At 63.3% G+C, this 21,399-nt stretch carries 19 protein-coding genes and 1 tRNA gene; 9 read left to right on the forward strand and 11 right to left on the reverse strand.

Going from position 1 to position 21,399, the window contains the following annotated elements:
* Positions 1 to 12: 12 nt before the first annotated feature.
* The 3 genes from iolD to ACXAGF_RS06025 all read right to left on the reverse strand — a co-directional run bounded on the left by iolD (position 13) and on the right by ACXAGF_RS06025 (position 4,852).
* Positions 13 to 1,863, reverse strand: a complete 1,851-nt coding sequence (gene iolD, locus ACXAGF_RS06015; protein WP_475015253.1) for a 3D-(3,5/4)-trihydroxycyclohexane-1,2-dione acylhydrolase (decyclizing) — start codon at positions 1,861 to 1,863, stop codon at positions 13 to 15.
* A gap of 86 nt (positions 1,864 to 1,949) precedes the next feature.
* Entirely contained in the window at positions 1,950 to 3,884 is a 1,935-nt protein-coding gene (locus ACXAGF_RS06020; RefSeq protein ID WP_475015255.1) for a bifunctional 5-dehydro-2-deoxygluconokinase/5-dehydro-2-deoxyphosphogluconate aldolase, read from the reverse strand.
* Positions 3,885 to 3,982: 98 nt separating this feature from the next.
* Positions 3,983 to 4,852 (reverse strand): MurR/RpiR family transcriptional regulator, encoded by an 870-nt coding sequence (locus tag ACXAGF_RS06025; protein WP_475015256.1) that lies wholly within the window; start codon positions 4,850 to 4,852, stop codon positions 3,983 to 3,985.
* A 128-nt stretch (positions 4,853 to 4,980) separates the two neighbouring features.
* Here ACXAGF_RS06025 and ACXAGF_RS06030 point away from each other — a divergent pair, with 128 nt between their 5' ends.
* Complete coding sequence (locus ACXAGF_RS06030; RefSeq protein ID WP_475015257.1) at positions 4,981 to 6,102, forward strand: Gfo/Idh/MocA family protein; 1,122 nt, start codon at positions 4,981 to 4,983, stop codon at positions 6,100 to 6,102.
* A 63-nt stretch (positions 6,103 to 6,165) separates the two neighbouring features.
* On the opposite strand, the gene ACXAGF_RS06035 is transcribed toward ACXAGF_RS06030, so the two are convergent.
* Positions 6,166 to 7,203 (reverse strand): calcium-binding protein, encoded by a 1,038-nt coding sequence (locus ACXAGF_RS06035; protein WP_475015259.1) that lies wholly within the window; start codon positions 7,201 to 7,203, stop codon positions 6,166 to 6,168.
* A 356-nt stretch (positions 7,204 to 7,559) separates the two neighbouring features.
* On the opposite strand from ACXAGF_RS06035, the gene ACXAGF_RS06040 reads away from it, so the two are divergent.
* The 4 genes from ACXAGF_RS06040 to ACXAGF_RS06055 all read left to right on the forward strand — a co-directional run bounded on the left by ACXAGF_RS06040 (position 7,560) and on the right by ACXAGF_RS06055 (position 10,020).
* Positions 7,560 to 7,650 (forward strand) — tRNA-Ser (locus tag ACXAGF_RS06040).
* A gap of 254 nt (positions 7,651 to 7,904) precedes the next feature.
* Positions 7,905 to 8,294, forward strand: coding sequence for a helix-turn-helix transcriptional regulator (locus ACXAGF_RS06045; protein WP_475015260.1), 390 nt, complete (start codon positions 7,905 to 7,907; stop codon positions 8,292 to 8,294).
* Complete coding sequence (locus ACXAGF_RS06050) at positions 8,291 to 8,743, forward strand: helix-turn-helix domain-containing protein (protein WP_475015261.1); 453 nt, start codon at positions 8,291 to 8,293, stop codon at positions 8,741 to 8,743. Before ACXAGF_RS06045 ends, ACXAGF_RS06050 begins: the two co-directional genes overlap by 4 nt.
* A 185-nt stretch (positions 8,744 to 8,928) precedes the next feature.
* Positions 8,929 to 10,020 (forward strand): tyrosine-type recombinase/integrase, encoded by a 1,092-nt coding sequence (locus tag ACXAGF_RS06055; RefSeq protein WP_475015263.1) that lies wholly within the window; start codon positions 8,929 to 8,931, stop codon positions 10,018 to 10,020.
* Positions 10,021 to 10,107: 87 nt separating this feature from the next.
* On the opposite strand, the gene ACXAGF_RS06060 is transcribed toward ACXAGF_RS06055, so the two are convergent.
* Genes ACXAGF_RS06060 through ACXAGF_RS06090 form a run of 7 tightly spaced genes read right to left on the reverse strand, consistent with a single transcriptional unit; the run spans position 10,108 to position 16,688 of the window.
* Positions 10,108 to 11,166 carry an ornithine cyclodeaminase gene (locus ACXAGF_RS06060; RefSeq protein ID WP_475015265.1) on the reverse strand — a complete coding sequence of 353 codons (1,059 nt, stop codon included), beginning with the start codon at positions 11,164 to 11,166 and terminating at the stop codon, positions 10,108 to 10,110.
* Positions 11,167 to 12,120 carry a DMT family transporter gene (locus tag ACXAGF_RS06065; protein WP_475015267.1) on the reverse strand — a complete coding sequence of 318 codons (954 nt, stop codon included), beginning with the start codon at positions 12,118 to 12,120 and terminating at the stop codon, positions 11,167 to 11,169.
* A complete protein-coding gene (locus ACXAGF_RS06070) occupies positions 12,117 to 12,749 on the reverse strand; it encodes a cysteine hydrolase family protein (RefSeq protein ID WP_475015269.1) in 633 nt (210 codons plus the stop codon). Before ACXAGF_RS06070 ends, ACXAGF_RS06065 begins: the two co-directional genes overlap by 4 nt.
* Before the next feature lie 16 nt (positions 12,750 to 12,765).
* Positions 12,766 to 13,569 carry an ABC transporter permease gene (locus ACXAGF_RS06075; protein WP_475015271.1) on the reverse strand — a complete coding sequence of 268 codons (804 nt, stop codon included), beginning with the start codon at positions 13,567 to 13,569 and terminating at the stop codon, positions 12,766 to 12,768.
* A 1-nt stretch (position 13,570) separates the two neighbouring features.
* Positions 13,571 to 14,518 (reverse strand): ABC transporter permease, encoded by a 948-nt coding sequence (locus ACXAGF_RS06080; protein WP_475015273.1) that lies wholly within the window; start codon positions 14,516 to 14,518, stop codon positions 13,571 to 13,573.
* Positions 14,515 to 15,600: an ABC transporter ATP-binding protein gene (locus ACXAGF_RS06085; protein WP_475015275.1), complete on the reverse strand. Its 1,086-nt coding sequence runs from the start codon at positions 15,598 to 15,600 to the stop codon at positions 14,515 to 14,517. Before ACXAGF_RS06085 ends, ACXAGF_RS06080 begins: the two co-directional genes overlap by 4 nt.
* A 2-nt stretch (positions 15,601 to 15,602) precedes the next feature.
* Entirely contained in the window at positions 15,603 to 16,688 is a 1,086-nt protein-coding gene (locus ACXAGF_RS06090; protein WP_475015277.1) for an ABC transporter substrate-binding protein, read from the reverse strand.
* A gap of 149 nt (positions 16,689 to 16,837) precedes the next feature.
* Here ACXAGF_RS06090 and ACXAGF_RS06095 point away from each other — a divergent pair, with 149 nt between their 5' ends.
* The 4 genes from ACXAGF_RS06095 to kdpA all read left to right on the forward strand — a co-directional run bounded on the left by ACXAGF_RS06095 (position 16,838) and on the right by kdpA (position 21,396).
* Positions 16,838 to 17,770 carry a LysR family transcriptional regulator gene (locus ACXAGF_RS06095; RefSeq protein WP_475015279.1) on the forward strand — a complete coding sequence of 311 codons (933 nt, stop codon included), beginning with the start codon at positions 16,838 to 16,840 and terminating at the stop codon, positions 17,768 to 17,770.
* A 385-nt stretch (positions 17,771 to 18,155) separates the two neighbouring features.
* Entirely contained in the window at positions 18,156 to 18,818 is a 663-nt protein-coding gene (locus tag ACXAGF_RS06100; RefSeq protein ID WP_475015281.1) for a hypothetical protein, read from the forward strand.
* 753 nt (positions 18,819 to 19,571) lie between these two features.
* Positions 19,572 to 19,673, forward strand: a complete 102-nt coding sequence (gene kdpF, locus ACXAGF_RS06105) for a K(+)-transporting ATPase subunit F (protein ID WP_475015283.1) — start codon at positions 19,572 to 19,574, stop codon at positions 19,671 to 19,673.
* A 13-nt stretch (positions 19,674 to 19,686) separates the two neighbouring features.
* A complete protein-coding gene (gene kdpA, locus ACXAGF_RS06110; RefSeq protein WP_475015285.1) occupies positions 19,687 to 21,396 on the forward strand; it encodes a potassium-transporting ATPase subunit KdpA in 1,710 nt (569 codons plus the stop codon).
* The last annotated feature ends 3 nt before the right edge of the window (positions 21,397 to 21,399 follow it).

The following is a 21,399-nucleotide window of genomic DNA, read 5'->3' on the forward strand; positions in this document are numbered from 1 at the left end:
GGGGCGAGGCGCCTAGCCGATGCGCTGCGCCGCAAGGGCCTTGACATAGGCCTCGCGTGCCGCGTTCACCTGCTGGCGCGGGCTGACCTCGGGCACCGCCACGTCCCACCAGTGGCCGCCGGCCTCCGTCGTGACCAGCGGATCGGTGTCGATGACGATCACCGAGGTGCGGTCGTTGCCCTTCGCCGCCTCGATTGCCGCCTCGAGGTCGGCGATCGACGACACCTTGACGGCGATCGCGCCCATGCTCTCCGCATGCGCGCGGAAGTCGATGTCCGGCATCGTCTCGAGGTGGGCGTCCTTCAGCAGGTTGTTGAAGTTGGCGCCGCCGGTGGCCATCTGCAGCCGGTTGATGCAACCGTAGCCGCGATTGTCGAGCATGACGATGGTGAGCTTGTGCCCGAGCATCACCGAGGTCGAGAGCTCCGAGTTCAGCATCATGTAGGACCCGTCGCCGACCATGACGACGACATCGGCCTCGGGTCGCGCCATCTTGACGCCGAGGCCCCCGGCGATCTCGTAGCCCATGCAGGAGAAGCCGTATTCCATGTGGTAGCTGCCCGGCTTGCCGGCCTGCCACAGCTTGTGCAACTCGCCCGGAAGCCCGCCGGCGGCGCAGACGAGCACCGCGTTCTCGCCGCCGATCGCGCGCTGGACGGCGCCGATCACCTGCGCATCGGAGGGAAGCGCCGCGTTGGTCGCCGCCGTCGCGCGCTCGACCGCCGCCATCCACTCCGCCTTGCGCGTCTTCGCAGCCGCCTCGACCGAGGCGGGCGCGTTCCAGCCGCCGAGCGCCTCGGACAGCAGCGTCAGGCCCTCGCGCGCGTCGCAGACCAGCGGCAGCGCGTCATGCTTGGCGGCGTCGACCGGCGCGGTGTTGAGGCCGATGATCCGCATCTTGTCGTTCTTGAACAATGCCCAGGAACCGGTCGTGAAGTCCTGCAGGCGCGTGCCCACGGCGAGGATCAGGTCGGCTTCCTCGGCGAAGGCATTGGCGGCGCTGGTGCCGGTCACGCCGATCGAGCCCATGCAGAGCGGGTGGTCGTCGGGCAGGGCCGACTTGCCGGCCTGGGTGACGGCGACGGGCACGTCGTGCATGCCGGCAAAGGCCTTCAGCTCGGCCGTCGCGCGGGCATAGAGCACCCCGCCACCGGCGATGATCAGCGGCCGCTGCGCGTGACGGATCGCCTCGAGTGCCGCGGCCAGTTCGTCCGCGTCCGGCCGCGGGCGGCGCTCCTTCCAGACCCGCTCGGCGAACAGGCTTTCGGGGTAGTCATAGGCCTCGGCCTGCACGTCCTGGCAGAGCGACAGCGTCACCGGACCGCAGTCGACCGGATCGGTCAGCACCTGCATGGCGCGCTTCAGCGCCGGGATGATCTGTTCGGGCCGGGTGATGCGGTCGAAATAGCGCGAGACGCAGCGGAACGCGTCGTTGACCGACACGGTGCCGTCGCCGAAGTTCTCGACCTGCTGCAGGACCGGATCTGGGATCCGGTTGGCAAAGACGTCGCCGGGCAGGAACAGCACCGGCAGGCGGTTCACGTGCGCCACCCCGGCTGCGGTGACCATGTTGAGTGCGCCCGGCCCGATCGAGGTGGTGCAGGCCATGAAGCGCTGACGGAAGCTCGCCTTGGCGAAGGCGACGGCCGCATGCGCCATGCCCTGCTCGTTGTGGGCACGATAGGTCGGCAGCTCCTCGCGCACTTGGTAGAGTGCTTCGCCCATGCCGGCGACGTTGCCGTGGCCGAAAATGGCCCAGACGCCGGCGAAGATCGGCACCGTCTTGCCGTCGACGACCGTTTTCTGTGCCTTCAGGAAATGCGCGACGGCCTGCGCCGTCGTCAGCCGGATCGTCTTCGCCATCGGTGTCCTCCCGCAGCCTTGTTCTCTTGTCTCGTTTGACCCCTCCCATCCCTCCAAGCCGTGCGGAGCGGGAATGGGGGAGGGGGTCAGTTCAGCCCGCGCGTCCGCAGCCAGGCTTCCGTCAGGGTACGGAAGCGGCCGGCCATGTCGGCGATCGCCGCTTCGTCGTCGATCCGGCCGGCGAGCCAGGCGCGCGCGGCATCGGCGAAGATCGTGCGGCCGACGGCAAAGCCCTTGACCGCCGGTGCCGCCCTGGTAGCCTCGAACGCGCTCACCAGGTCCTCCGCCGGCGCCTCGAGCCCGAGCAGGACGATGCCGCGGCAGTAGCGGTCGTTCCTCGCGATCACCGCCTCGATGTTCTTCCAGGCCTGCTCGGAGGCCTGCGGTTCCAGCTTCCACCAGTCCGGCTTGATGCCGAGGTCGTAAAGCTCCTGCAGCGCCGTCGATACGGTCGCGTCCTGCAGCGGACCGTTCTTGCCGGCGATGATCTCGATCAGCAGCTCCCGCCCGACCCGCCGCGCCGCCTCGAACAGCGTGCGCAGCTTTTCCTGCTGCTCCTGCTTCAGCGCGGCAGGATCTTCGGGATGATAGAAGCATAGGCATTTGATGCAATGGTCGATCGGCCATTCGACGAGCTGCGAGCCGATGTCCTGGCCGAACTCGAAGCGCAGCGGCTTCGATCCCGGCAGCTCCACCGGCCGGCCGATCCAGGAGAAATTCTTCGTCGCCGCGTCGAACAGGGCCTCGCGGCCGAAGCGCTCGTCGAGCAGCATGCCGTAGCCGGGCCGCCCCTCGGCCACGCGCGCGGCCGCCTCCACCGTCAGCCGCTTGAAGGCGGAGATCCGTTGCTGCGGCACGCCGAGCTCGTCGGCGACGTCCACCAGCTGCATGCGGTGGTCGCAGGCCAACGCCATCAGCAGCGGGATCTCGCCGCGGCGCGTGGTGGCCCAGTGAACATGGTTGATCGCCTCGTCCTTGCGCAGGGCGCGGTGCGCGCTGCCATGCGCGAGGAAATGGCAAAGCTCGTCCCAGGTCGGGTATTCCGGCGAGCACAGCAGGCGCGAGACGGCGAAGGCGCCGCAGGCGTTCGCCCAGGTCGCCGAGGTCGCATGGTCCTCCCCCTTCAGCCAGCCGCGCAGGAAGCCGGACATGAAGGCGTCGCCGGCGCCGAGCACGTTGTAGATCTCGATCGGAAATCCCTTGCCGACGATCCCGTCCTCCAGGTCGTCGCTGATCGGGCCGTCGTAGACGATGCAGCCCATGGCGCCGCGCTTCAGCACGATGGTCGCGTCCGAGACGGCGCGGATCGCCTTCAGCGAGGACAGCACGTCGTCGGCGCCGGAGGCGATCATGATCTCCTCTTCCGTGCCGACGATCAGGTCGCAGTCCGGCAGCACCGATTTCATCAGCTGCGAGACCCGGTCGGACTTGACGTAGCGCTCGAACCCCTCGGCATGGCCGGCCAGGCCCCAGAGGTTCGGCCGGTAGTCGACGTCGAAGATCACCTTGCGGCCGCTGTCGCGCGCGATCCGGATCGCCTTGCGCTGGGCGGCCTCTGTGTTCGGCCGCGAGAAATGCGTGCCCGAGACGAGGACGGCGCGCGCGGAGCGGATGAACGCCGCGTCGATGTCGTCCGCGCACAGCGCCATGTCGGCGCAGTCGGTGCGCACGAAGATCATCGGCGAGACGCCCTCGGCCTCGATCGCCAGCAACACCAGCGCGGTCAGCCGCTCGCGGTCGGTGACGATGCCGTTCGTCGCGACACCCTCGCGGGCGCACTGTTCGCGGATGAAGCGGCCCATCTGCTCGTCGCCGACGCGGGTGATCAGGCCGGAGCGAAGGCCGAGGCGGGCGGTGCCGACGGCAATGTTTGCCGGGCAGCCGCCGACGGATTTGGCAAACGAGGTGATGTCCTCCAGCCGGCTTCCGAGCTGCTGCCCGTAGAGGTCGACGGACGAGCGGCCGATCGCAATGACGTCAAGCGGGGTGTCCGCCCCGGTTCCAGCTTCGTGTCTCGGCATCAGGCCCTCCCGTCGGCGCGGCCGTGTTCGCTCGCCCGCACATGGCAAAATGAAACATCAATTCCGATTGATAGTCAATTCGGAATATTTGTTCCATTTCACTTTCCGGATGCGGACGGGTTGGCGCGGGTCGGATGTCGCCGTTTCTCCGCGATCGCGACCGGCAGCGCCATGGCCAGCGCCATCGAGGCGGACAGCGAGCGGAACCCGCCATAGTCGGCCTCGGCGATCTCGAACCAGTGCGTGGCGCAGGCCGCCAGCGGCGAGAAGGCCGAATCGGTGATCGAGACGATCGGCACGCCGCGTTCGTGCAGCGCCTGCGCCTGCGCCAGGCTCTCCGATGCGTAGGGCGCGAAGCTGACGGCGATCGCCGCGTCCCTGGTCGTGGCGAACCCGGCGAGCTCGCCGTCGATGCCGTTGGGCGAGGCGATCGTCTGGTGGCGGATTCCGAGCTTGCCGAAGGCATAGGCCATGTGCGCGGTCAGCGGATAGGCGCGGCGCTTGGCGACGAGATAGATCGTTTCCGCCCGCGCCAGCAGGTCGACGGACCTGGCGAAGGCGTCCCGGTCGATCGTGGCCGCCAGCCGGGCGACGGACTGGCTGGCGGCGGCGATGAAGCCCGACAGCAGTTCGTTCTCGCTGCCCGCCTCGCCGTCCTGCTCGAGCGTGGCGAGCCGTTCCTCGTAGGACAGCGTGCGGTCGCGCAGCCGTTCGCGAAACACCGTCTGCAGGTCGGAAAAGCCGTCGAAGCCGAAGTAATGGGCGAGACGCACCAGCGTCGACGGCTGCACCTGTGCCGCGGCGGCGATGCTGGCGGCCGTGCCGAAGGCGACCTCATCGGGATGGGCGAGCATATGGGCGGCCACCTGTGCCAGCCGCTTCGGCATCGCCTCCTTGCGCTCGATGATGACGCTGCGCAGGCTGTCGAAGTCGCGCGGCACGCGTGCGTGCTTGTCTTGTTCGTGCATGTCCGATCCCGTCCCCCTGCCGACATTATGACTCAGGCGAAACAGATGTTCCATACGGATGTTGCTTCGATTCTTTCATTCCGCCTGGATTCGGTCCATCATGCCGCCGCCGGAATGGAGGAGCGAAGATGGCCGCGCTTGGTGTTGGACTGATCGGTACGGGGTATATGGGCAAGTGCCACGCGCTTGCCTGGAACAATGTCGCCGCGATTTTCGGTGACGTGGAGCGGCCGCGCCTCGTCCATCTCGCCGAACAGACGCCGGAGCTGGCCGCCAGCCGGGCGCGGGAGTTCGGCTTTGCCAGGTCGACTTCGGACTGGCGCGACCTGCTGGCCGATCCGGAGGTGGACGTGATCTCGATCACGACCCCGAACCAGTTCCACGCGCAGATGGCGATCGCCGCGCTCGAGGCCGGCAAGCACGTCTGGTGCGAAAAGCCGATGGCGACCGCGCTAGCCGACGCCGCGCGCATGGAGGCCGCCGCCGGGCAGGCCGGCAGGGTCGCGATCATCGGCTACAACTACATCCAGAACCCCGTCATCCGGCACATCCGCACCCTGATCGACGAGGGCGCCATCGGCGCGGTCAATCACGTGCGCGTGGAAATGGACGAGGACTTCATGGCCGATCCCGAGGCGCCGTTCTCGCCCAAGAGCGAAGCGGCCGCCGGCTACGGCGTGCTCGACGATTTCGCCGTCCATCCGCTGTCGCTGTTGTGGAGTCTCCTCGGCCATGTCGAATCCGTCGTCGCCGATCTCGGCAGGCCGTATCCCGACCGCCCGCTCGTCGAGGGGGGACGGCGCGCCGTCGAGAACCACGACCAGGCGAGTGTGCTGATGCGGCTGGCCGGCGGCATTCCGGCGCTGCTGGCGGTCAATCGTGCCGCCTGGGGGCGCAAGGGGCGGCTCGCCCTGCAGATCTTCGGTGCCAACGGCGCGATCGTCTTTGACCAGGAGCGGATGAACGAGTTCCAGCTCTACCGGGCCATCGGCCGGCCGAGCGAGCAGGGCTTTGCCACGGTGCTGACCGCCCCCCACCACCGCCCCTATGAACGCTTCCTGCCCGCGCCCGGCCATGGCCTCGGCTTCAACGACCTCAAGGTGATCGAATGCCGCGAACTGCTCGGAGCGATCGCCGGACAGCCGTTCCGCGCGGTCGAATTCGCCGACGCGCTGCGCATCGAGCGCGCCGTCCACGCCATGGCCCGGTCCTTCCGGGAGCGGCGCTGGATCGCGGTGGCCGAGGTCTGACGCCGGGCGCCCGGCAAGGCGGCCGGCCTCGCGCTGCGGCGCCGGCCGGCCGGGAGCGCGCGGTCAGAGGATGAAGTCGCTCGCATAATACTTCGTCAGGTTGGCGTAGATCTCGAAGTCGGCGCGGCCGTCACCGTCGATGTCGCCGGAGATGACATGGCCGGAATAGCGCAGTTCGCCGGCCTCGCCGGAGAACTTGGCAGTGCCGATGAAGTGGAACGCCTGGTTGCCGCTGCGACCGGTCTGGGCGTCGATGCCGCTCAGGTCGATCTTGTCCTTCTCCGAGCGGTAGAAGTCCTCGATCACGTCGCGGCCGCTGCCGACCACCGAATCCTTGACCGAATCGAAGATGAAGTAGTCGGCGCCGGTGCCGCCGTTGAGGATGTCGTGACCACGCCCGCCGACGAGGTCGTCGTTGCCGCTGCCGCCGAGCAGCCGGTCGCTGCCGTAACCGCCGAGCAGGTAGTCATTGCCGGCACGGCCGTCGAGGATGTCGTTGCCGGCGCCGCCGTTGAGGTCGTTGGCGAGCGCGTTGCCGTTCAGCGTGTCGTTGAAGCCGGTGCCGGTAGCGTTCTCGATGCTGGTGAAGGTTTCGCGGTAGGATCCGACCTTGGCGTACTTCTGCTCCAGGTCGACGAGCACGCCGCGGCCGCGCAGCGCGCTGCCGTCCTGCAGCGCGTAGGACAGCGTGTCGATGCCGGAGCCGCCGTTGAAGTAGTTGCGGTAGCCGGCCGACAGGAAGGTGTCGTTGTCCTCGCCGCCGTAATACCTGCTCTGCAGCGTCAGCACCTCGAACCGGTCGTTGCCGCTCTCGCCGTAGACGACGTCGTGGTAGTCGTCGTCGATCGCGTGGCCGGTATGGACGTAGGTGTCGTTGCCGGCGCCGAGATAGATCTCGTTGCCGCCCTCGAACCAGTTCTTGACGTAGTCGTTGCCGCTGCCGGCGTCGACGAAGTTGAAGCCGCCGTCGGCGCTGACCAGGTTGAGATAGATCGTGTCGTTGCCGCCATAGGTGAAGATCTCGACCTCGAGCCGATACTTCTGCTCGACGATGTCGATGCCGTTGGTGCCTTCGAAGGTGTAGGAATTGGTCCAACCCATGGTCTTGTCCCGTCAGGATGAATGATGGATTGAAACCTATGCGTCTGTACCTGAACGCCGCTTGAACGAATCGGTTGCGGCCGGACCGGCGCGGTATGTGCCATCCTTGCTGGTTTCCGCGCGGCGGTTCGAGTTCGCGGCCCGTCGGCGCGGGGCTGGCGCGGGCGGACGGCGGTCGGGCGCGAGCCAGGTCAGGGATGCTGGCGACCCGGCGGCATGCGCCCGACATCCGCGGTCGCGACGCGCGCCGGCCCTGGTGTGCAATCGCCGCTCCCGGGATCGGTCGCAGTAAAAATGCCGGCGAGCGCGGAAACCAGTTGATTAGGGGACGCGTTTTCTTTATCAGCGCCGTGGACGGAGAGGTGGCCGAGTGGTCGAAGGCGCTCCCCTGCTAAGGGAGTATACGTCAAAAGCGTATCGAGGGTTCGAATCCCTTCCTCTCCGCCATCGTTCCGATTATGTAATTGTTTTTACGTTGTTTTTTGTTTTGCTGTCTGCCTGGGCCATCATTTGGCCCATCACGCTGGCTCACTGCGGAAAACTGCGGAAAAATTCCTAAGTGGCTGTTGCCAAATGCGATTTCATAGATCTACATAAGCGTACGACCGCTGGCAGACCGGCGTTCGTACATAATCGACGAAAGCGTTTGCGCATGAGTGCTTGCTTTCCCAACACCGCCATTGGCGGAGAAAGGGAGCGGCATGGCTACAATTCGCAATGCGCCGCATCTAACGAATTTCTCTCTTCAGAATAACTCGTATGCTCAGGCAAAGGGCTTGGTTGAGCCTGACTTGGATGACGTTCACGCGTCCAAGACTACGGGCGAGCCGGGGGCCGCAGTGCACCTGGAAACCGGTAGCCTGTCCGGCGTAGCCCGATACCCAGACTCCCAAGTATCTCTCGCAGACGAACGCTTTCTGTCCGACTCGATGGTTGCTAACCGCTACGGAGTCTCAAAACAAACCATCTGGCGCTGGACAAGGGAGTCACAGTCTTTCCCGAAGCCGATCAAGATCGAAGGTGGAACGACCCGCTGGCGGTTGAGTGACCTCACCGTCTATGAGCGCCGATATTTGGGGGGCGGGCTGTGAGCGGCGTGCGGCGCGAGCGCCGTCGACGCAATCTCCAGAGCCCGCGCCAGGCGAAGACCAACTGGCGCTATCGACCCGAGGAGGTTGTCGACCTCTACGGCATATGCCGGAACACCCTGCTGAACTGGGTCAAGGCGGGGCTCGTCCGCCGGGAGCACGAGGGACGTCATCTCTTTCGGGGTGAGGATCTCAACGCCTTCCATCGGCAGAGGCGGGAAGATTCCAAGCGTCCCTGTGAGTTCTATGAGGTGCATTGCTTCGCATGCAAGTGCAAGCACTCGCTGCTTGATGTGCGCTTCGAAGCCCAGCGGACCCCCCTCGGGGACCTCAGGCTTGCGATCGAGTGCCCGGACTCCGGAAAAACCACCGCAAAACGGGTGACTGCGGAACAAATGGAACGGATCATGGCAATGCGCCAATCCAGTCCGAAAGCAGAGAGTCCAAGCTAGTATGTAGGCTTTCTCTGCTTTGGGATTGTGCTCAGAGGCCACATTCCACTTTTCAAAACAGGCTCCAGCACGACATGGGCTCCGAAAGGAGCCGATCGTGCCACCTATCCCGTTGAATCGAAAGCATTGTGCCGGCGGCTAACGGATGCGCGGGCAATGCATGCTATCAAAGACCATGGACGAACATGACATCTCATTCGAACGATTTTGCGATCTACGATTACCAAGTTTACCTGAAGCAGGCGCGCGGTCGGCATGACAAGACAATCGATGCAGCTCTCCGCCATATCGAGCAATTCGAACGACTGACGGGACGTCAGCCCTTCAATCGGATCGAACCGGAGACGATCATCGCCTACAAACAGAGCCTGATTGCCTCCTGTGATCATGGAGACCCGTTGTCTGCATCGACACTCGTCCATAGCTTCGGAACCATGAGGGCATTCTTCAAGTGGTTGGGGACGCAGCCGGGCTACAGGTCCATGCGCCGGGACCTGCAAGAGTACTTCACACCCGAGAAGCGGCTGGTGAAGATCGCGAATGCGCCGAAGGAAAAGCGGGTGCCGACAAAGGCCGATCTGGTTAGGATCATCGAGATGATGCCGGTGTCCACCCTTTGGCAGCGCCGTGATCGCGCGATCCTCGCCTTCCTATTCTTGACCGGTGTCCGCGACGGGGCGTTGGTGACGCTCCGCCTGAAACATGTCGACGTCGAGCGGCGGCTGGTCATCCAGGACGCCAGCGAGGTTGCGACCAAGGCGAGCAAGACGATGCGCACTGCCTGGTTCCCGGTCGGCGACCTGTTCGAGCAGATTGTCATCGACTGGATCGACGAACTGCGCTCGGTCGGTGCCGGCGGTGACGCGCCGCTCTTTCCGCACGCCTTCCAGCATCGATGGCCGGGCAGTCCGACGCAGTCGTTCGAGTTTCTCGCATCGGCGGCACCCGTTCGAAAGATAGTCGCTGCCGCCGCCGACCGGGCCGAAGTAGAGCGGTTCACGCCCCATGCCGTCCGTTCCACCATTGCACGGATGATCCCAGACTGGGGTGCGTCCCCGGAAGAGCGCAAGGCCTTGAGCCAGAACCTCGGCCATGAGCAGTACCGAACAACCGAGATGTACTACGGAGCCTTGGAAGAATGCCGCCAGCTCGAACTCGTGCACTCGATCAGGCCGCGCGGTGAAATATCGCTTCACCATGACTTTCTGCTGCCGCTATCGAGGGCGCCCGAAAACATCCGGGCTGGCCTTCTGGAGATGCTAAAGGCCTATAAATGAAGGACGCTAGAAAGGGCTGTGATCGCGAGATTGAGCATTGTAACACTAGCCCGTTGACCTGCTCCCCTGAATGTCCCCATTCATAGGCTAGCGTCCCTGCGGCCTTGCCCGCTCGAACATGCCGAAGAGATCGCGCGGATCGTCGGGGTCGGCGATCATGTCGAGCTGGGTGTAGTAGGGGGTGTCCTGGATCGCCCGGAGCACGTACCGCAGCGCCGCAAAATCCTCGATCGCAAAGCCGACGCTGTCGAACAGGGTGATCTGCCGCGCGTCGGTCCGGCCCCGGTGCCGGCCGGTGATCACCTGCCACAGCTCGGTCACCGGGTGGTCCGCGTCGAGTTGCTGGATCTCGCCCTCGATGCGGGTCTGCGGCGGATACTCGACGAAGATGTCCGAGCGCAGCAGGATGTCGCGGTGCAGCTCGGTCTTGCCCGGGCAGTCGCCGCCGATGGCGTTGATGTGCACGCCGGAGCCGACCATGTTGTCGGTCAGGATCGTGGCATACTGCTTGTCCGCCGTGCAGGTGGTGATGATCTCCGCCCCTTCGATCGCCTCCTGGCCGGAGGCGCAGGACACCACCTCCAGCCCGCGTCCGGCAAGGTTGCCGGCGCAACGCGCGGTCGCCGACGCGTCGATGTCGTAGAGGCGCACGGTTTCGATGCCGCAGACCGCCTTGAAGGCGAGGCACTGGAACTCCGACTGGGCGCCATTGCCGATCATCGCCATCGTCCTGGCGCCCTTCGGGGCGAGGTGCCTGGCGGCCATGGCCGAGGCCGCCGCCGTGCGCAGCGCCGTCAGCAGGGTCATCTCGCTCAGAAGCTTCGGATAGCCCGTGTCGACGTCGGCAAGCAGGCCGAAGGCGGTGACGGTCTGCAGCCCTTCGCGCGTGTTCTTCGGATGGCCGTTGACATATTTGAAGCCGTAGGTCTCCCCGTCCGATGTCGGCATCAGCTCGATGACGCCGACCTCGGAGTGCGAGGCCACGCGCGGTGTCTTGTCGAAGAGCTCCCAGCGCCTGAAATCGGCTTCGATCTCGTCGGCAAGGTCCACCAGGACCTTCTCGACGCCAAGATGGTGAACGAGGTCCATCATATTGGCGACGGACACGAAGGGCACGTAGGCGCGCGCGGACGGAAGGGGGGGCATTCAGACACCTCGGCTGGACAGTTTCTTGACAGATTGATTAGGGCGCGTTGCGACGACAAGGCCCGAAACGACGATGGCGGCAATCCCGAACCAGCCGGTAGCAGATGTCTGGTTGCCCCAAATGAGGAGCGCCCAGAGAGCGGCAAAGGCTAGAAAGGAATATTCGAAGACAGCAACGAACGCGGGGTTGCCGATACGATAGGCCTGCGCGATCAGTGTCACTGCGACGACGGCGCCAACGGCCTGGAAGGCCGTTAGCCAAAGGAAGCGGAGCGTGAGGTCAGACCAGCCACGGGTTAGGAACCCTGCGGAGTTAACCTGGTCGGAATAATACGTGGCGACGATCAGTACGGGAAGGCTGAGAGCACCGATCGTGAAGAACACGCCGAAGGCCAGGACCAAGGGGCTCTCGCCCGAGCAAACCTGCCGGGTCAGCAACATCCCCATGGCATAGAAGGCGCCGGCCCCAAGAGGGATGATCGTGGCGATGGAGAGCGCCCCAACCGCGGGCTGGAGCACCATGAGCGCGCCACCGAACCCCACGAACATCGCAGCCAACCTAGTCACATCGACTCGCACACCGAACGCAATCCTAGACAACAGCACAATCCAGATCGGCGCACTGAACAGGCCCGCCCCTGCCTGAGCCACGGAAAGCGTGCCTAATGCCGCGAAATATAGAAGCAGTCCGACGGAAACGGTGAGGCTCCGCAATGCAAGCGCGCCGCACCTTACCGGCCTGATCTGAACTCCGGCAACGCGGGCCAGCGCGTAGAGCAGTGGAAGCGCAAACAGAGCGCGGAACACCTGAAACTGCCAAAGTCCGGCCTCTTCGCCCACCGATGTGACGAAGTTGTCGATCAGACTGAGGATCGCCGAGGCCGTGAGCGCCATCGTGGCGGCCTGCAGGTTGCGACTGTTGTCCGCGCCGTTGCCTCCCACAGCCGGTTTCAAGCCGCCGCCCGCCGATCCATAGCCCGCAGGACCTCGTCAAGCGATCTTATTGCGCCGTGCTGCAAATATTCCATCGCGCTGAGCGAGGCCTGATGTGCCGCTTGGCTGGATCCGGCGACGCAATCCTCGATCACACGGCAGAAATAGTCGCCTTGATGGCCATCGACGAAGGTGTAGTGTACGCAGACATCAGTCAGGCCGCCCGTTAGCAGAAGCGTATCAACGTTCAGTCCGCGCAGCAGGATTTCGAGGTCGGTGCCGTAGAAGGCCGAATATCGGCGCTTCTGGATCTTGTAGTCATTCGGGCGAATGTCCAACTCGTCCACCGCGAGATCGGTCAGGGGGTTGCTGTCAAGGCAGTGGATATCCTCGTCCCCGTCCGTCTCCCGCCCCAGATCCACAAGGTCCGCGCGGTGGATCTCCTGGATGAAGATGATGGGAATGCTCACCGCTCGGGCGCGGTCAATCACCGTTCTCGTACGCGCCATGCGCTTGGCGTAGTCCGGCATATGAGCGATCGATCGCTTTTCATCCGGGATCGGTGCAAAGGTCGATTTCTGGATGTCGATGACGACCAGGGCCGGGTTACCTTCGATCAGGGTGCGCTTGTTCGGTTTGCCGTTCAGCATTTGTGGTGTGCCTCCTTCAGGATGTTTTACTGTTGTCAGCCCCAAGAAGCTGGGGCAGGTTTCCGAACCGCGCGATCAGCGTAAACACCAGCGCGGAGATGGTCAGGAAAGTGATGGCGCCCACCGCCATGGTTGGGGTGAAGCCGTTTCGTAGAGAGTTGAAGATCTGCACCGTGACCGTCGAATAGCCCGAAGCCGACACAAAAAAAATCACGATGAACTCGTTGAAGCTCAGCACCAGCGCGAAGAAGAAGCCGGACGCGGTAAAGGGCATCATCTGCGGCCATATGACGGTGCGGAAGGTGGTGAACTCACCTGCGCCCATGGTCGCGGCCGCGTCGAGGTGCGCCCTATCGATGGACTGAAGGCCGATCGACAGGGTCGTGAGCGGTAACGCTAGAAAAAGGATCGCGTGGCTGACAATGCCTGACCACAAGTCACCGAGCGCACCCAGATATCCCCAAAAGAAAACCAGTCCTACGCCGAAAATAATGGGCGGCAGGGCGAAAGGCATCGAAGCGAGCCCAGCCACCAATCTCGAGGCCCGATCCGACCGGCGCCAGAGGGTGAAGGCGATTGGCCAAGCGGCGAGCACTGCGAGCGTCGCACTGGCGAAAGCGACGATCACGGAATTGCGCAACGACCGCACCCAAATCGCTTCGGTCAGGAAAAACTCCCCAAATCTAGCAAGGCTTGGCGCCTCAGGCGGGAAAAACATCGTCCGCCCCCCGTTCAGGGCGGCAAGGCAGACAACCATGATCGGAAAGGCGATCCAGATTGCCGCTGCGGCCAAGAATACGCGTGAAATGATCCTTCCCATCTTAGTTCCCTCCCCCCTTGGCCGACAGGAAACGCTGTCCGAGCGCAAGCACGCCGGAAGCTGTCAGCAGAAGTACCACCGCCTGCGCGGCACCGAATGGCGCGTTCAGCGTCGACCCTCGCACTGCCTCGTAGACCGATATCGACAGCGTATGCTTGGATGGATCGGCGAAGACGGCAATCGTGACGTAGGCGCCGAGCAGGAACACGAATAGAAGCAAGGTCGCTCCCACCAGCGGCGTGCGGACCATTGGCAGCACGACGGTCCGTACAATGGTGAACGGGTGGGCTCCCATGGTGCGGGCGGCCTCGATCACCTCGCGCTCGATCTTCGAGACCGGCGGGTAGAGCAGGATGACGGCATAAGGCCAGACGAGGTAGGTCAAGGTCAGGATGGTCGCAAACTCACTTGGTTTGAACCGGACATTGCGTGGCGTGGCCAGACCCCATTCGCGCAGTACGCTCAGCCAACCCGACTCCTTCAGCACCTTGGTGAGACCGGTGACTTCGAACAACATCGGCAGCCCCGAACGGTTCGACATTAGGATGTCCCAGCCCATAACGATGAAGACCTCGGAGAAGGTCAGGCTGCACAGGAAGAACACCAGCCACGCCGTTTGGGCCCGACGCGAAAGACGGGTCATTATCCAGACGAAGGGGAAGGCCGTGGCAACCGCCAGGATCGCGGCTACCAATGCATACCAGACGGTGTACCAGAGATATTTTAGATAAAGGAGCGAGACGGTTTCGGGAAAATCCGACCCGACGAAAAATCGCTTGTAGTTGCTGAGGGCCAAGCCCCAGACCCAGGACGCGCCTTCGACCTTCTCGCCAAAGCTGATCGCGAACACCAGAATAAAGGGCACTGTCGCCGGGATTAGGATGACGGCGACATGCAACAGGCGAGGCACACGCTGTGCGCGTACCGGCAGAGAAAGAGTGGCTGTCATGCTGCCTCCGTGCCTGCAACAGGCAATAGATGCAGGGTTTCAGCCGGCAGTTCCGCGTGCAGTATGTCGCCGATCCGGACGGTTTCCTGGTAACTGCCCGGGATTTCCGCCGTCAGGTGGCCGGCCGGTGTGTCGAGATGGATCTCGCGCGCCATGCCTTCGTCGCGGACGAAACGGACTGTGCCGGGCAGGCTGTTCTCGGCAAACGCGGCTTCCGACAGACGCACCGCCTCCGGCCGGCAAAACAGCGTTACCGGATCGCCGGGGCGAAAGTTGCCGCGGGTATTCACTGCCAGACGCGCCTTGCCAATGGCGACGCCTGTCGCTGTGGCAAGCCCCTCTAGCAGATTCGCGTTACCGATGAACGATGCGACAAAGGCGTTTGCAGGACGATGGTAGACCTCCTGCGGTGTGCCGACCTGTTCGACGCGTCCGTTGCTCATGACGACGATACTGTCCGCCATCGTCATTGCTTCGCGCTGGTCGTGGGTGACGACGATGGTCGTGATTGCAAGCCTCTGCTGCAAGAGCCGCAGTTCCATCTGCATGTCGTTGCGCAGCTTGGCATCGAGCGCAGACATAGGCTCGTCCAGAAGGAAGATTTCGGGCTCCTGCGCCAGCGCCCGGGCTATGGCGACACGTTGGCGCTGACCGCCCGACAGTTCGCCGATTCTGTTGTTGCCCTTGCTGCCCAACTGTACGAGATCGAGCAATTCTTGCGCACGGGCCAGACGGGTCCCGGCATCAAGCCCTGCGATGCGCAGACTGTAGGAAACGTTCTGCGCAACATTTAGATGCGGAAACAGCGCGAAGGACTGAAACACCATGCCGAATCTGCGCCGTTCGGCAGGCAGCGGGGCGATATCAGTGCCGCCCAGCAGGATCTGCCCTCCGCTCGGGCTCTCAAGCCCAGCGATCATTCGCAAGAGCGTTGTCTTGCCGCAGCCGGAGGGGCCTAGAAGAGCGGTCAGCTTGCCCGCCTCGAAGGTCAGATCAGCAGAATGAACGGCGTTGAAGCTACCGAATTGCTTGCGGATGCCCTTCAGAACAAGGTCCGACTTCGTCTTGATATCGCCTACCATTGTCATGCCTTCGCGACCATGCGGTCCCACGTCTCGTTTATGAATGTTTCGTCGTCGAGATAGACCTCGTAAGGGGTGTGGATTGCCGGCGTGCCGGACACGGCGGACAGCTCGCTCTCCGAGAGGCCGGTCGTGGCGGGATCGACCACCGGGGCCGTGCCAATCATACGCGACATGATTGCCTGTGTTTCCGGGAGGCAGGAGAACGCGATGAACTCGTGCGCTTCGTCTGGCTTGCTCGATCCCTCGGATAAGGTCCAGGAATTGAAGTCGAGAACGTTGCCTTCCTTCGGGAATACCGAAGCCACCGGATGGCCGTCCGCGGCCATCAGCCCGGCGACATCATGGAAATATAGCCCACCCGCGACGTCGAAGTTCTTGAGCGCCTGCTCCATCTGGCTCTCGCCGGTGTACCAGAGCGCCACGTTCGGGTGAATTTCAGCTGCCTTCTCGATCGCCGCGACAATGCCGTCGCGCGTCCGGAGCGCGTCGGCGCCTCCGAGGAAGGTGGCGGCGACAATGTCTAGAAAGTGGAAGTTTACGCTTTTTGGCAATCCAAGGCTGGCCTCGAAGCGACCGGTGTCCCAAAACTCTGCCCAACTGGCGGGCAGCGCATCGACCTCTTTCGTATTCACCACCATCGAGTAGAAGAAGCTGAGCGCGCCGACACCATAGAGGTGGTCGCCACTGCGCGACAGAAAATTGTCCTCGACATTGTCGAGCGTGGGGATGCGCTTGGCATCGATCGGCGCAACAATTCCGCCGAGACGCTCCGCCTTGATGATATTGACAGGCGTGTGCATCGATAGATCTGCGGGAACGTTGCCTGCAGAAATTGCCTGGCTCATCGTTTGGAGCCAACTGGTCGAGTCAGGTTGCGTGACGCTGGTGATGGCAATGCCTGTTGCTTCGGTGAAGGCCGGATAGACGTGCTTCTTTAGGCTGTCTTCAAAATAGCCGCCATAGGAGCCGATCCGGATGGACCGGCTTTGCGCCAGTGCTGGCGTGGCCAACATTCCCGTGCCGGCGAAAGCACCAAGGGCTGCGGTGGCCTTCAGTAGATGGCGTCGGGTGATCGTTCCAGGCATTGTCATCTCCCAATGAAAGAGTGTGCTGATCTTTGTGGCAGGGCCCAAGCGGGGCTTCTTCTCGTTGTCGGAGAGCCTACTCGCTGAAGGGCGTCCCAAAAAAACGCGAATATCTGGCGCTGAGCGTCGCTTTTGCCTACGCTGACCATATGAATCGATCACTTCGCCATCTAAACGCTCTGCGGGCCTTCGAGGCTGCTGCACGGCACTCGAGCTTTGCCCAGGCTGCAAAGGAGCTGAACGTCAGTCACAGCGTGATCAGCCAGCATGTCAGAAAACTGGAGCATTGGTTCGGGACTGACCTGTTCGTCCGCCTCGGAAACCGTGTAGAGCTAACCGAGGACGGACGAGTGTTGATGCCGCACGTCGCGAGCGGATTGCAGACGCTGACGGACGCCTGTGAAAACCTGTTGCGCAAGTCCCAAACCGGTTCGTTGATCGTAAGCGCCGAGCCGGCGCTGGCGTCCTTGTGGCTGCGCAAGCTCGTCACGCAATTTTGTGCGCTTTTTCCACGCATCGAGGTTGATTTGCGTCCTGCCTGGACCCCCGATCGCATCGGCGATGGGCACGCCGATATGATCATTCATTTCGAGACCCGCATTCCTGTCGCCGGCGTCGAAAGGGACAACCTGTTTCCACTTGACGGCTATCCCGCGGCGACGCCGGAGGTCCGGGACAGACTGCTGTCCGCTTCCGCCACGATGGATTGGCGCGTGGCCCCGTTGGTTCATGACAATGGCAGGGAAACCTGGCACAAGTGGTATACGGCCCACGAGCCGGACAGCGATGGCTGGCGCCGCGGGCGCGTCTACTCGGACCTCTCGCTTGCCATTGAGGCCGCCGTGGACGGAGAGGGCGTCATCCTTGCAGACGACATCCTGTGCCAGCGGGACATGTCTTCCGGCAAGCTGGTTCGCCTCGACAAGCGCGAGATCAGGTGCGTCTGGTATCAGATCGCGCTACCGGGCCAGACGGCGAAGAAGTCCGCATCGGTGGTGTTTCGAGACTGGCTGCTCGATCAGACCAAGGGCCTTCGGAATACAATTGACGGCCCCGGCATTGCTCATACGATGCCAGACTAAGTCGCGGGGACACTTGGTTGGTGGACGTGGTGTGCCCCACCACCGAGGTGTTTTCGACGTACGGCTTGGATTTAGCCATTGTCGTATGATCGCTTTGCCCGATCTCCCGAAGCCAAGGGATGGCTTTCATGTCGAATGCGATGCGCAATGTGTGAAAGCGACCACGTATCCACCCTCACCTGTACCAGAGTGTCGGCTAGTATGTAGGCTTTCTCTGCTTTGGGATTGTGCTCAGAAGCCACATTCCACTTTTCAAAACAGGCTCCAGCACGACATGGGCTCCGAAAGGAGCCGGTCGTGCCACCTATCCCGTTGAATCGAAAGCATTGTGCCGGCGGCTAACGGATGCGCGGGCAATGCATGCTATCAAAGACCATGGACGAACATGACATCTCATTCGAACGATTTTGCGATCTACGATTTCCAAGTTTACCTGAAGCAAGCTTTCCGCCATATCGAGCAATTCGAACGACTGACGGGACGTCTTCAATCCGATGTCGATGGCGGTATGTCCGAGGACGAGGCGATCGCGGCACTGACCGACGATGCTGCGACGCAGGCGTTTCTCGTGTCCGGCATCACCACGGGCGCCTTTGGCGGCATGGGCGATCGTGCCCTAGCCAAGATCATCGCCGAAGGCGTAGGCGGATCGGTTGCCAAGCGCATCCTGTCCGGCGCGGCTCGAGGTACGGTCGGCGAAGGCATCTTTGAAGAAGCCCCGCAGGGCGCTGCGCAGGCCATCGCTGAAAACAAGGCCATGCAGAAGGTCAGCCCCGATCAGGACTTGACCGAGGGCGTCGCCGAACAGGTCGCGGCCGGGATTGCTACCCGCGGCGCGATGGGCGGCACCTTGGGCGGTATTGGCGACGCGGCAAGGCCGACCAAGTCGTCGGCGACGTCAACAACTTCTCGACGGAGTTTTTCGGCGACTTCAACGGGATGGACATCTACGCCGTGCTGGACGGCCGGCTGCGGTATCTGGATAAAAGTGGGGCGGCACTCTGGCTCTCATCCACCTGGGCTAATTCCAGCAGGATTCAGTCACTAAAGACTGTCGTAGCCAGGCCAGCCGCCCTCAAGGGGGAAAATACTAACACTGGCGATATTTTCAAGCCCACAACTGAGCGTCGTTCTTCCGAGCTTCGGCGAAACAGCGTGGGCCACGAGAGGCGGTACCATTCGCCTTGTCGCCGATCGCATCCGGCCTGGCGCTGGCACAGCCATCCTGCTGCACGAGGCGTTCCACATCGGCTGGCATGCGCTGTGCAAGCGATCCATCTGGCCGGTCCTCGAGACGCGGCTCGAGGCGCTGCATCGCCAATTCGAGCGGAGCGGCGGGAAAGCGAGGGAGTTCTACGACAAGGCCCGCGACCACGTCGCGGAGGTAGAGGAAACCCGTGGCCCGTATGGCGGCAACGTGGCCGTCGAAGAGTTCGGCGCCTACGCGGTGCAGTACCACGAGCAGGCAAGGTGCCGATATCACTCATGCACGGCTCATCGGCACCCCCGCCGAACTGAGCCTTAACCCCGGAAAATTCCAGCTTCCGCTGGATCGGGGGGCACCTCAAAAACAGCGCTAGCCTATGAATGGCTACATTCAGGGGAGCAGGTCAGAACTCATCCTTATCATTTCTTTATGTCCGATCCGGCACTTCCCAATCGAAGCCTAACCTGAAACACCGCTAGTTTCCGCTCCTGCATCAACAGGAGAACCGGACATGTCCGACCTCATCTTCATCGCGCTCGGCGGCGGCACGCTTCTTGTGGTCGCGGCCTATGCCCTTGCGCTCGACCGGCTGTGATGGAGGCAACAAGCATGCTTGAACCTCTGTTCGGCCTCGTCACCGCCATCGCCCTCGGCGTCTATCTCGTGGCCACGCTTCTGTGGCCCGAGCGGTTTTGATCGGGAGCAGGCCATGACATCCATCGGATGGCTGCAGATCAGCCTTCTTTTCCTCGCCGTGCTACTCGTGATCAAACCGCTGGGCCACTACATGGCACGGGTTTTCTCCGGCGAGCCGACGTTGCTGTCCCCCGTGCTCGGCCCGCTGGAGCACCGTCTCTATCGCATCAGCGGCATCAATCCGGACAAGGAGCAGAGCTGGCTCGGCTACACGCTGGCGATGCTCGCCTTCTCGCTCGCCGGCTTCCTGGCCCTTTATGCGATCCTGCGGCTGCAGGCCTACCTGCCACTCAATTCTCAGGGCTTTGCCGGAATGGCCCCGGACCTCGCCTTCAACACCGCCGTCTCCTTCGTCACCAACACCAACTGGCAGAACTATGGCGGCGAGACCACGCTTGGCCACTTCAGCCAGATGGCCGGCCTGACCGCGCAGAACTTCCTTTCGGCCGCTACCGGCATGGCGCTCGCCGTTGCTTTCACCCGGGCCTTCATGCGCTCGCGGGTTGCCACCCTCGGCAACTTCTGGGTGGACATGACCCGGGCCACTCTGTTCGTGCTCTTGCCGATCGCGATGGTCGTGGCGCTGGCTTTCGTCGCCATGGGCTTGCCCCAGACCCTCGACGCCTCGGTAAAAGCGACGACGCTTGAAGGCGCCCACCAGTTGATCGCTCTCGGTCCGGTCGCATCCCAGGAGGCCATCAAGCAACTCGGCACCAATGGCGGCGGCTTCTTCAACGTCAACGCCGCGCATCCGTTCGAGAACCCGAGCGCCTGGTCGAACTACCTCAACATGTTCGCCATGCTGTCGATCTCGGCGGCGCTCGTCTACAGCTTCGGCCAGATGGTAGGCAACCGCCGGCAGGGCTGGGCCCTGATCGCGGCGATGGCCATCCTGCTGATCGCAGGGGTCGGCGTCACCTATTGGGCCGAAGCGCAAGGCAATCCGATCCTCACCGCGCTTGGCGTCGATCCCTCGGTCGGCAACATGGAAGGCAAGGAGGTCCGCTTCGGGCAGGCCATGACGGCGCTGTATGCCGCCGTCACCACCGGACTGTCGGACGGCGGCGTCAACGGCATGCACGGGTCCTTCACCGGGCTCGGCGGCCTCGTTCCGATGTTTCTGATCCAGCTCGGCGAAGTTCTGCCGGGCGGGGTCGGCTCCGGCCTCTACGGAATGCTGGTGTTCGCATTGCTCTCTGTCTTCGTCGCCGGTCTCATGGTCGGCCGCACGCCGGAATTCCTCGGCAAGAAGATCGAGCGCCGCGAAATGAAGTTCGCCATGCTGGCGGTGCTGATCCTGCCGCTGACCATCCTCGGCTTCACGGCCGCCTCGGCCACGCTGCCCTTCGCGGTGGCGAGCCTCGGGACCGCCGGCCCGCACGGCCTGTCGGAGATCCTTTATGCCTACACTTCGGCCGCCGGCAACAACGGCTCGGCCTTCGGCGGCCTCAGCGGCAACACGCCGTGGTACAACGCGACGCTCGGAATCGCGATGCTGGTCGGGCGGTTCGGCTACGTCGTGCCGGTCATGGCGATCGCAGGATCGCTCGCCGCGAAAGTGAAGACGCCCGCCTCGGCCGGCACCTTTCCCACCGACGGGCCGCTCTTCGTCGGTCTGCTGATTGCCATCATCCTCATTCTCGGTGGCCTGCAATTCTTCCCGGCACTGGCACTCGGCCCGATTGCCGAACACTTCGCCATGCTTGCCGGCCAGACCTTCTAAAGG

This window comes from Mycoplana sp. ABR4_002, assembly GCF_056159645.1.

Bases quoted from the DNA above. Each gene is read 5' to 3' on its own strand.
- iolD (WP_475015253.1), bottom strand. From the start codon at position 1,863: ATGGCGAAGACGATCCGGCTGACGACGGCGCAGGCCGTCGCGCATTTC.
- ACXAGF_RS06045 (WP_475015260.1), top strand. From the start codon at position 7,905: ATGGCTACAATTCGCAATGCGCCGCATCTAACGAATTTCTCTCTTCAG.
- ACXAGF_RS06095 (WP_475015279.1), top strand. From the start codon at position 16,838: ATGAATCGATCACTTCGCCATCTAAACGCTCTGCGGGCCTTCGAGGCT.
- ACXAGF_RS06080 (WP_475015273.1), bottom strand. From the start codon at position 14,518: ATGACAGCCACTCTTTCTCTGCCGGTACGCGCACAGCGTGTGCCTCGC.
- ACXAGF_RS06075 (WP_475015271.1), bottom strand. From the start codon at position 13,569: ATGGGAAGGATCATTTCACGCGTATTCTTGGCCGCAGCGGCAATCTGG.
- ACXAGF_RS06100 (WP_475015281.1), top strand. From the start codon at position 18,156: ATGACATCTCATTCGAACGATTTTGCGATCTACGATTTCCAAGTTTAC.
- ACXAGF_RS06020 (WP_475015255.1), bottom strand. From the start codon at position 3,884: ATGCCGAGACACGAAGCTGGAACCGGGGCGGACACCCCGCTTGACGTC.
- ACXAGF_RS06085 (WP_475015275.1), bottom strand. From the start codon at position 15,600: ATGGTAGGCGATATCAAGACGAAGTCGGACCTTGTTCTGAAGGGCATC.
- ACXAGF_RS06060 (WP_475015265.1), bottom strand. From the start codon at position 11,166: ATGCCCCCCCTTCCGTCCGCGCGCGCCTACGTGCCCTTCGTGTCCGTC.
- ACXAGF_RS06025 (WP_475015256.1), bottom strand. From the start codon at position 4,852: ATGCACGAACAAGACAAGCACGCACGCGTGCCGCGCGACTTCGACAGC.
- ACXAGF_RS06030 (WP_475015257.1), top strand. From the start codon at position 4,981: ATGGCCGCGCTTGGTGTTGGACTGATCGGTACGGGGTATATGGGCAAG.
- ACXAGF_RS06070 (WP_475015269.1), bottom strand. From the start codon at position 12,749: ATGCTGAACGGCAAACCGAACAAGCGCACCCTGATCGAAGGTAACCCG.
- kdpF (WP_475015283.1), top strand. From the start codon at position 19,572: ATGGAGGCAACAAGCATGCTTGAACCTCTGTTCGGCCTCGTCACCGCC.
- ACXAGF_RS06090 (WP_475015277.1), bottom strand. From the start codon at position 16,688: ATGCCTGGAACGATCACCCGACGCCATCTACTGAAGGCCACCGCAGCC.
- ACXAGF_RS06035 (WP_475015259.1), bottom strand. From the start codon at position 7,203: ATGGGTTGGACCAATTCCTACACCTTCGAAGGCACCAACGGCATCGAC.
- kdpA (WP_475015285.1), top strand. From the start codon at position 19,687: ATGACATCCATCGGATGGCTGCAGATCAGCCTTCTTTTCCTCGCCGTG.
- ACXAGF_RS06055 (WP_475015263.1), top strand. From the start codon at position 8,929: ATGACATCTCATTCGAACGATTTTGCGATCTACGATTACCAAGTTTAC.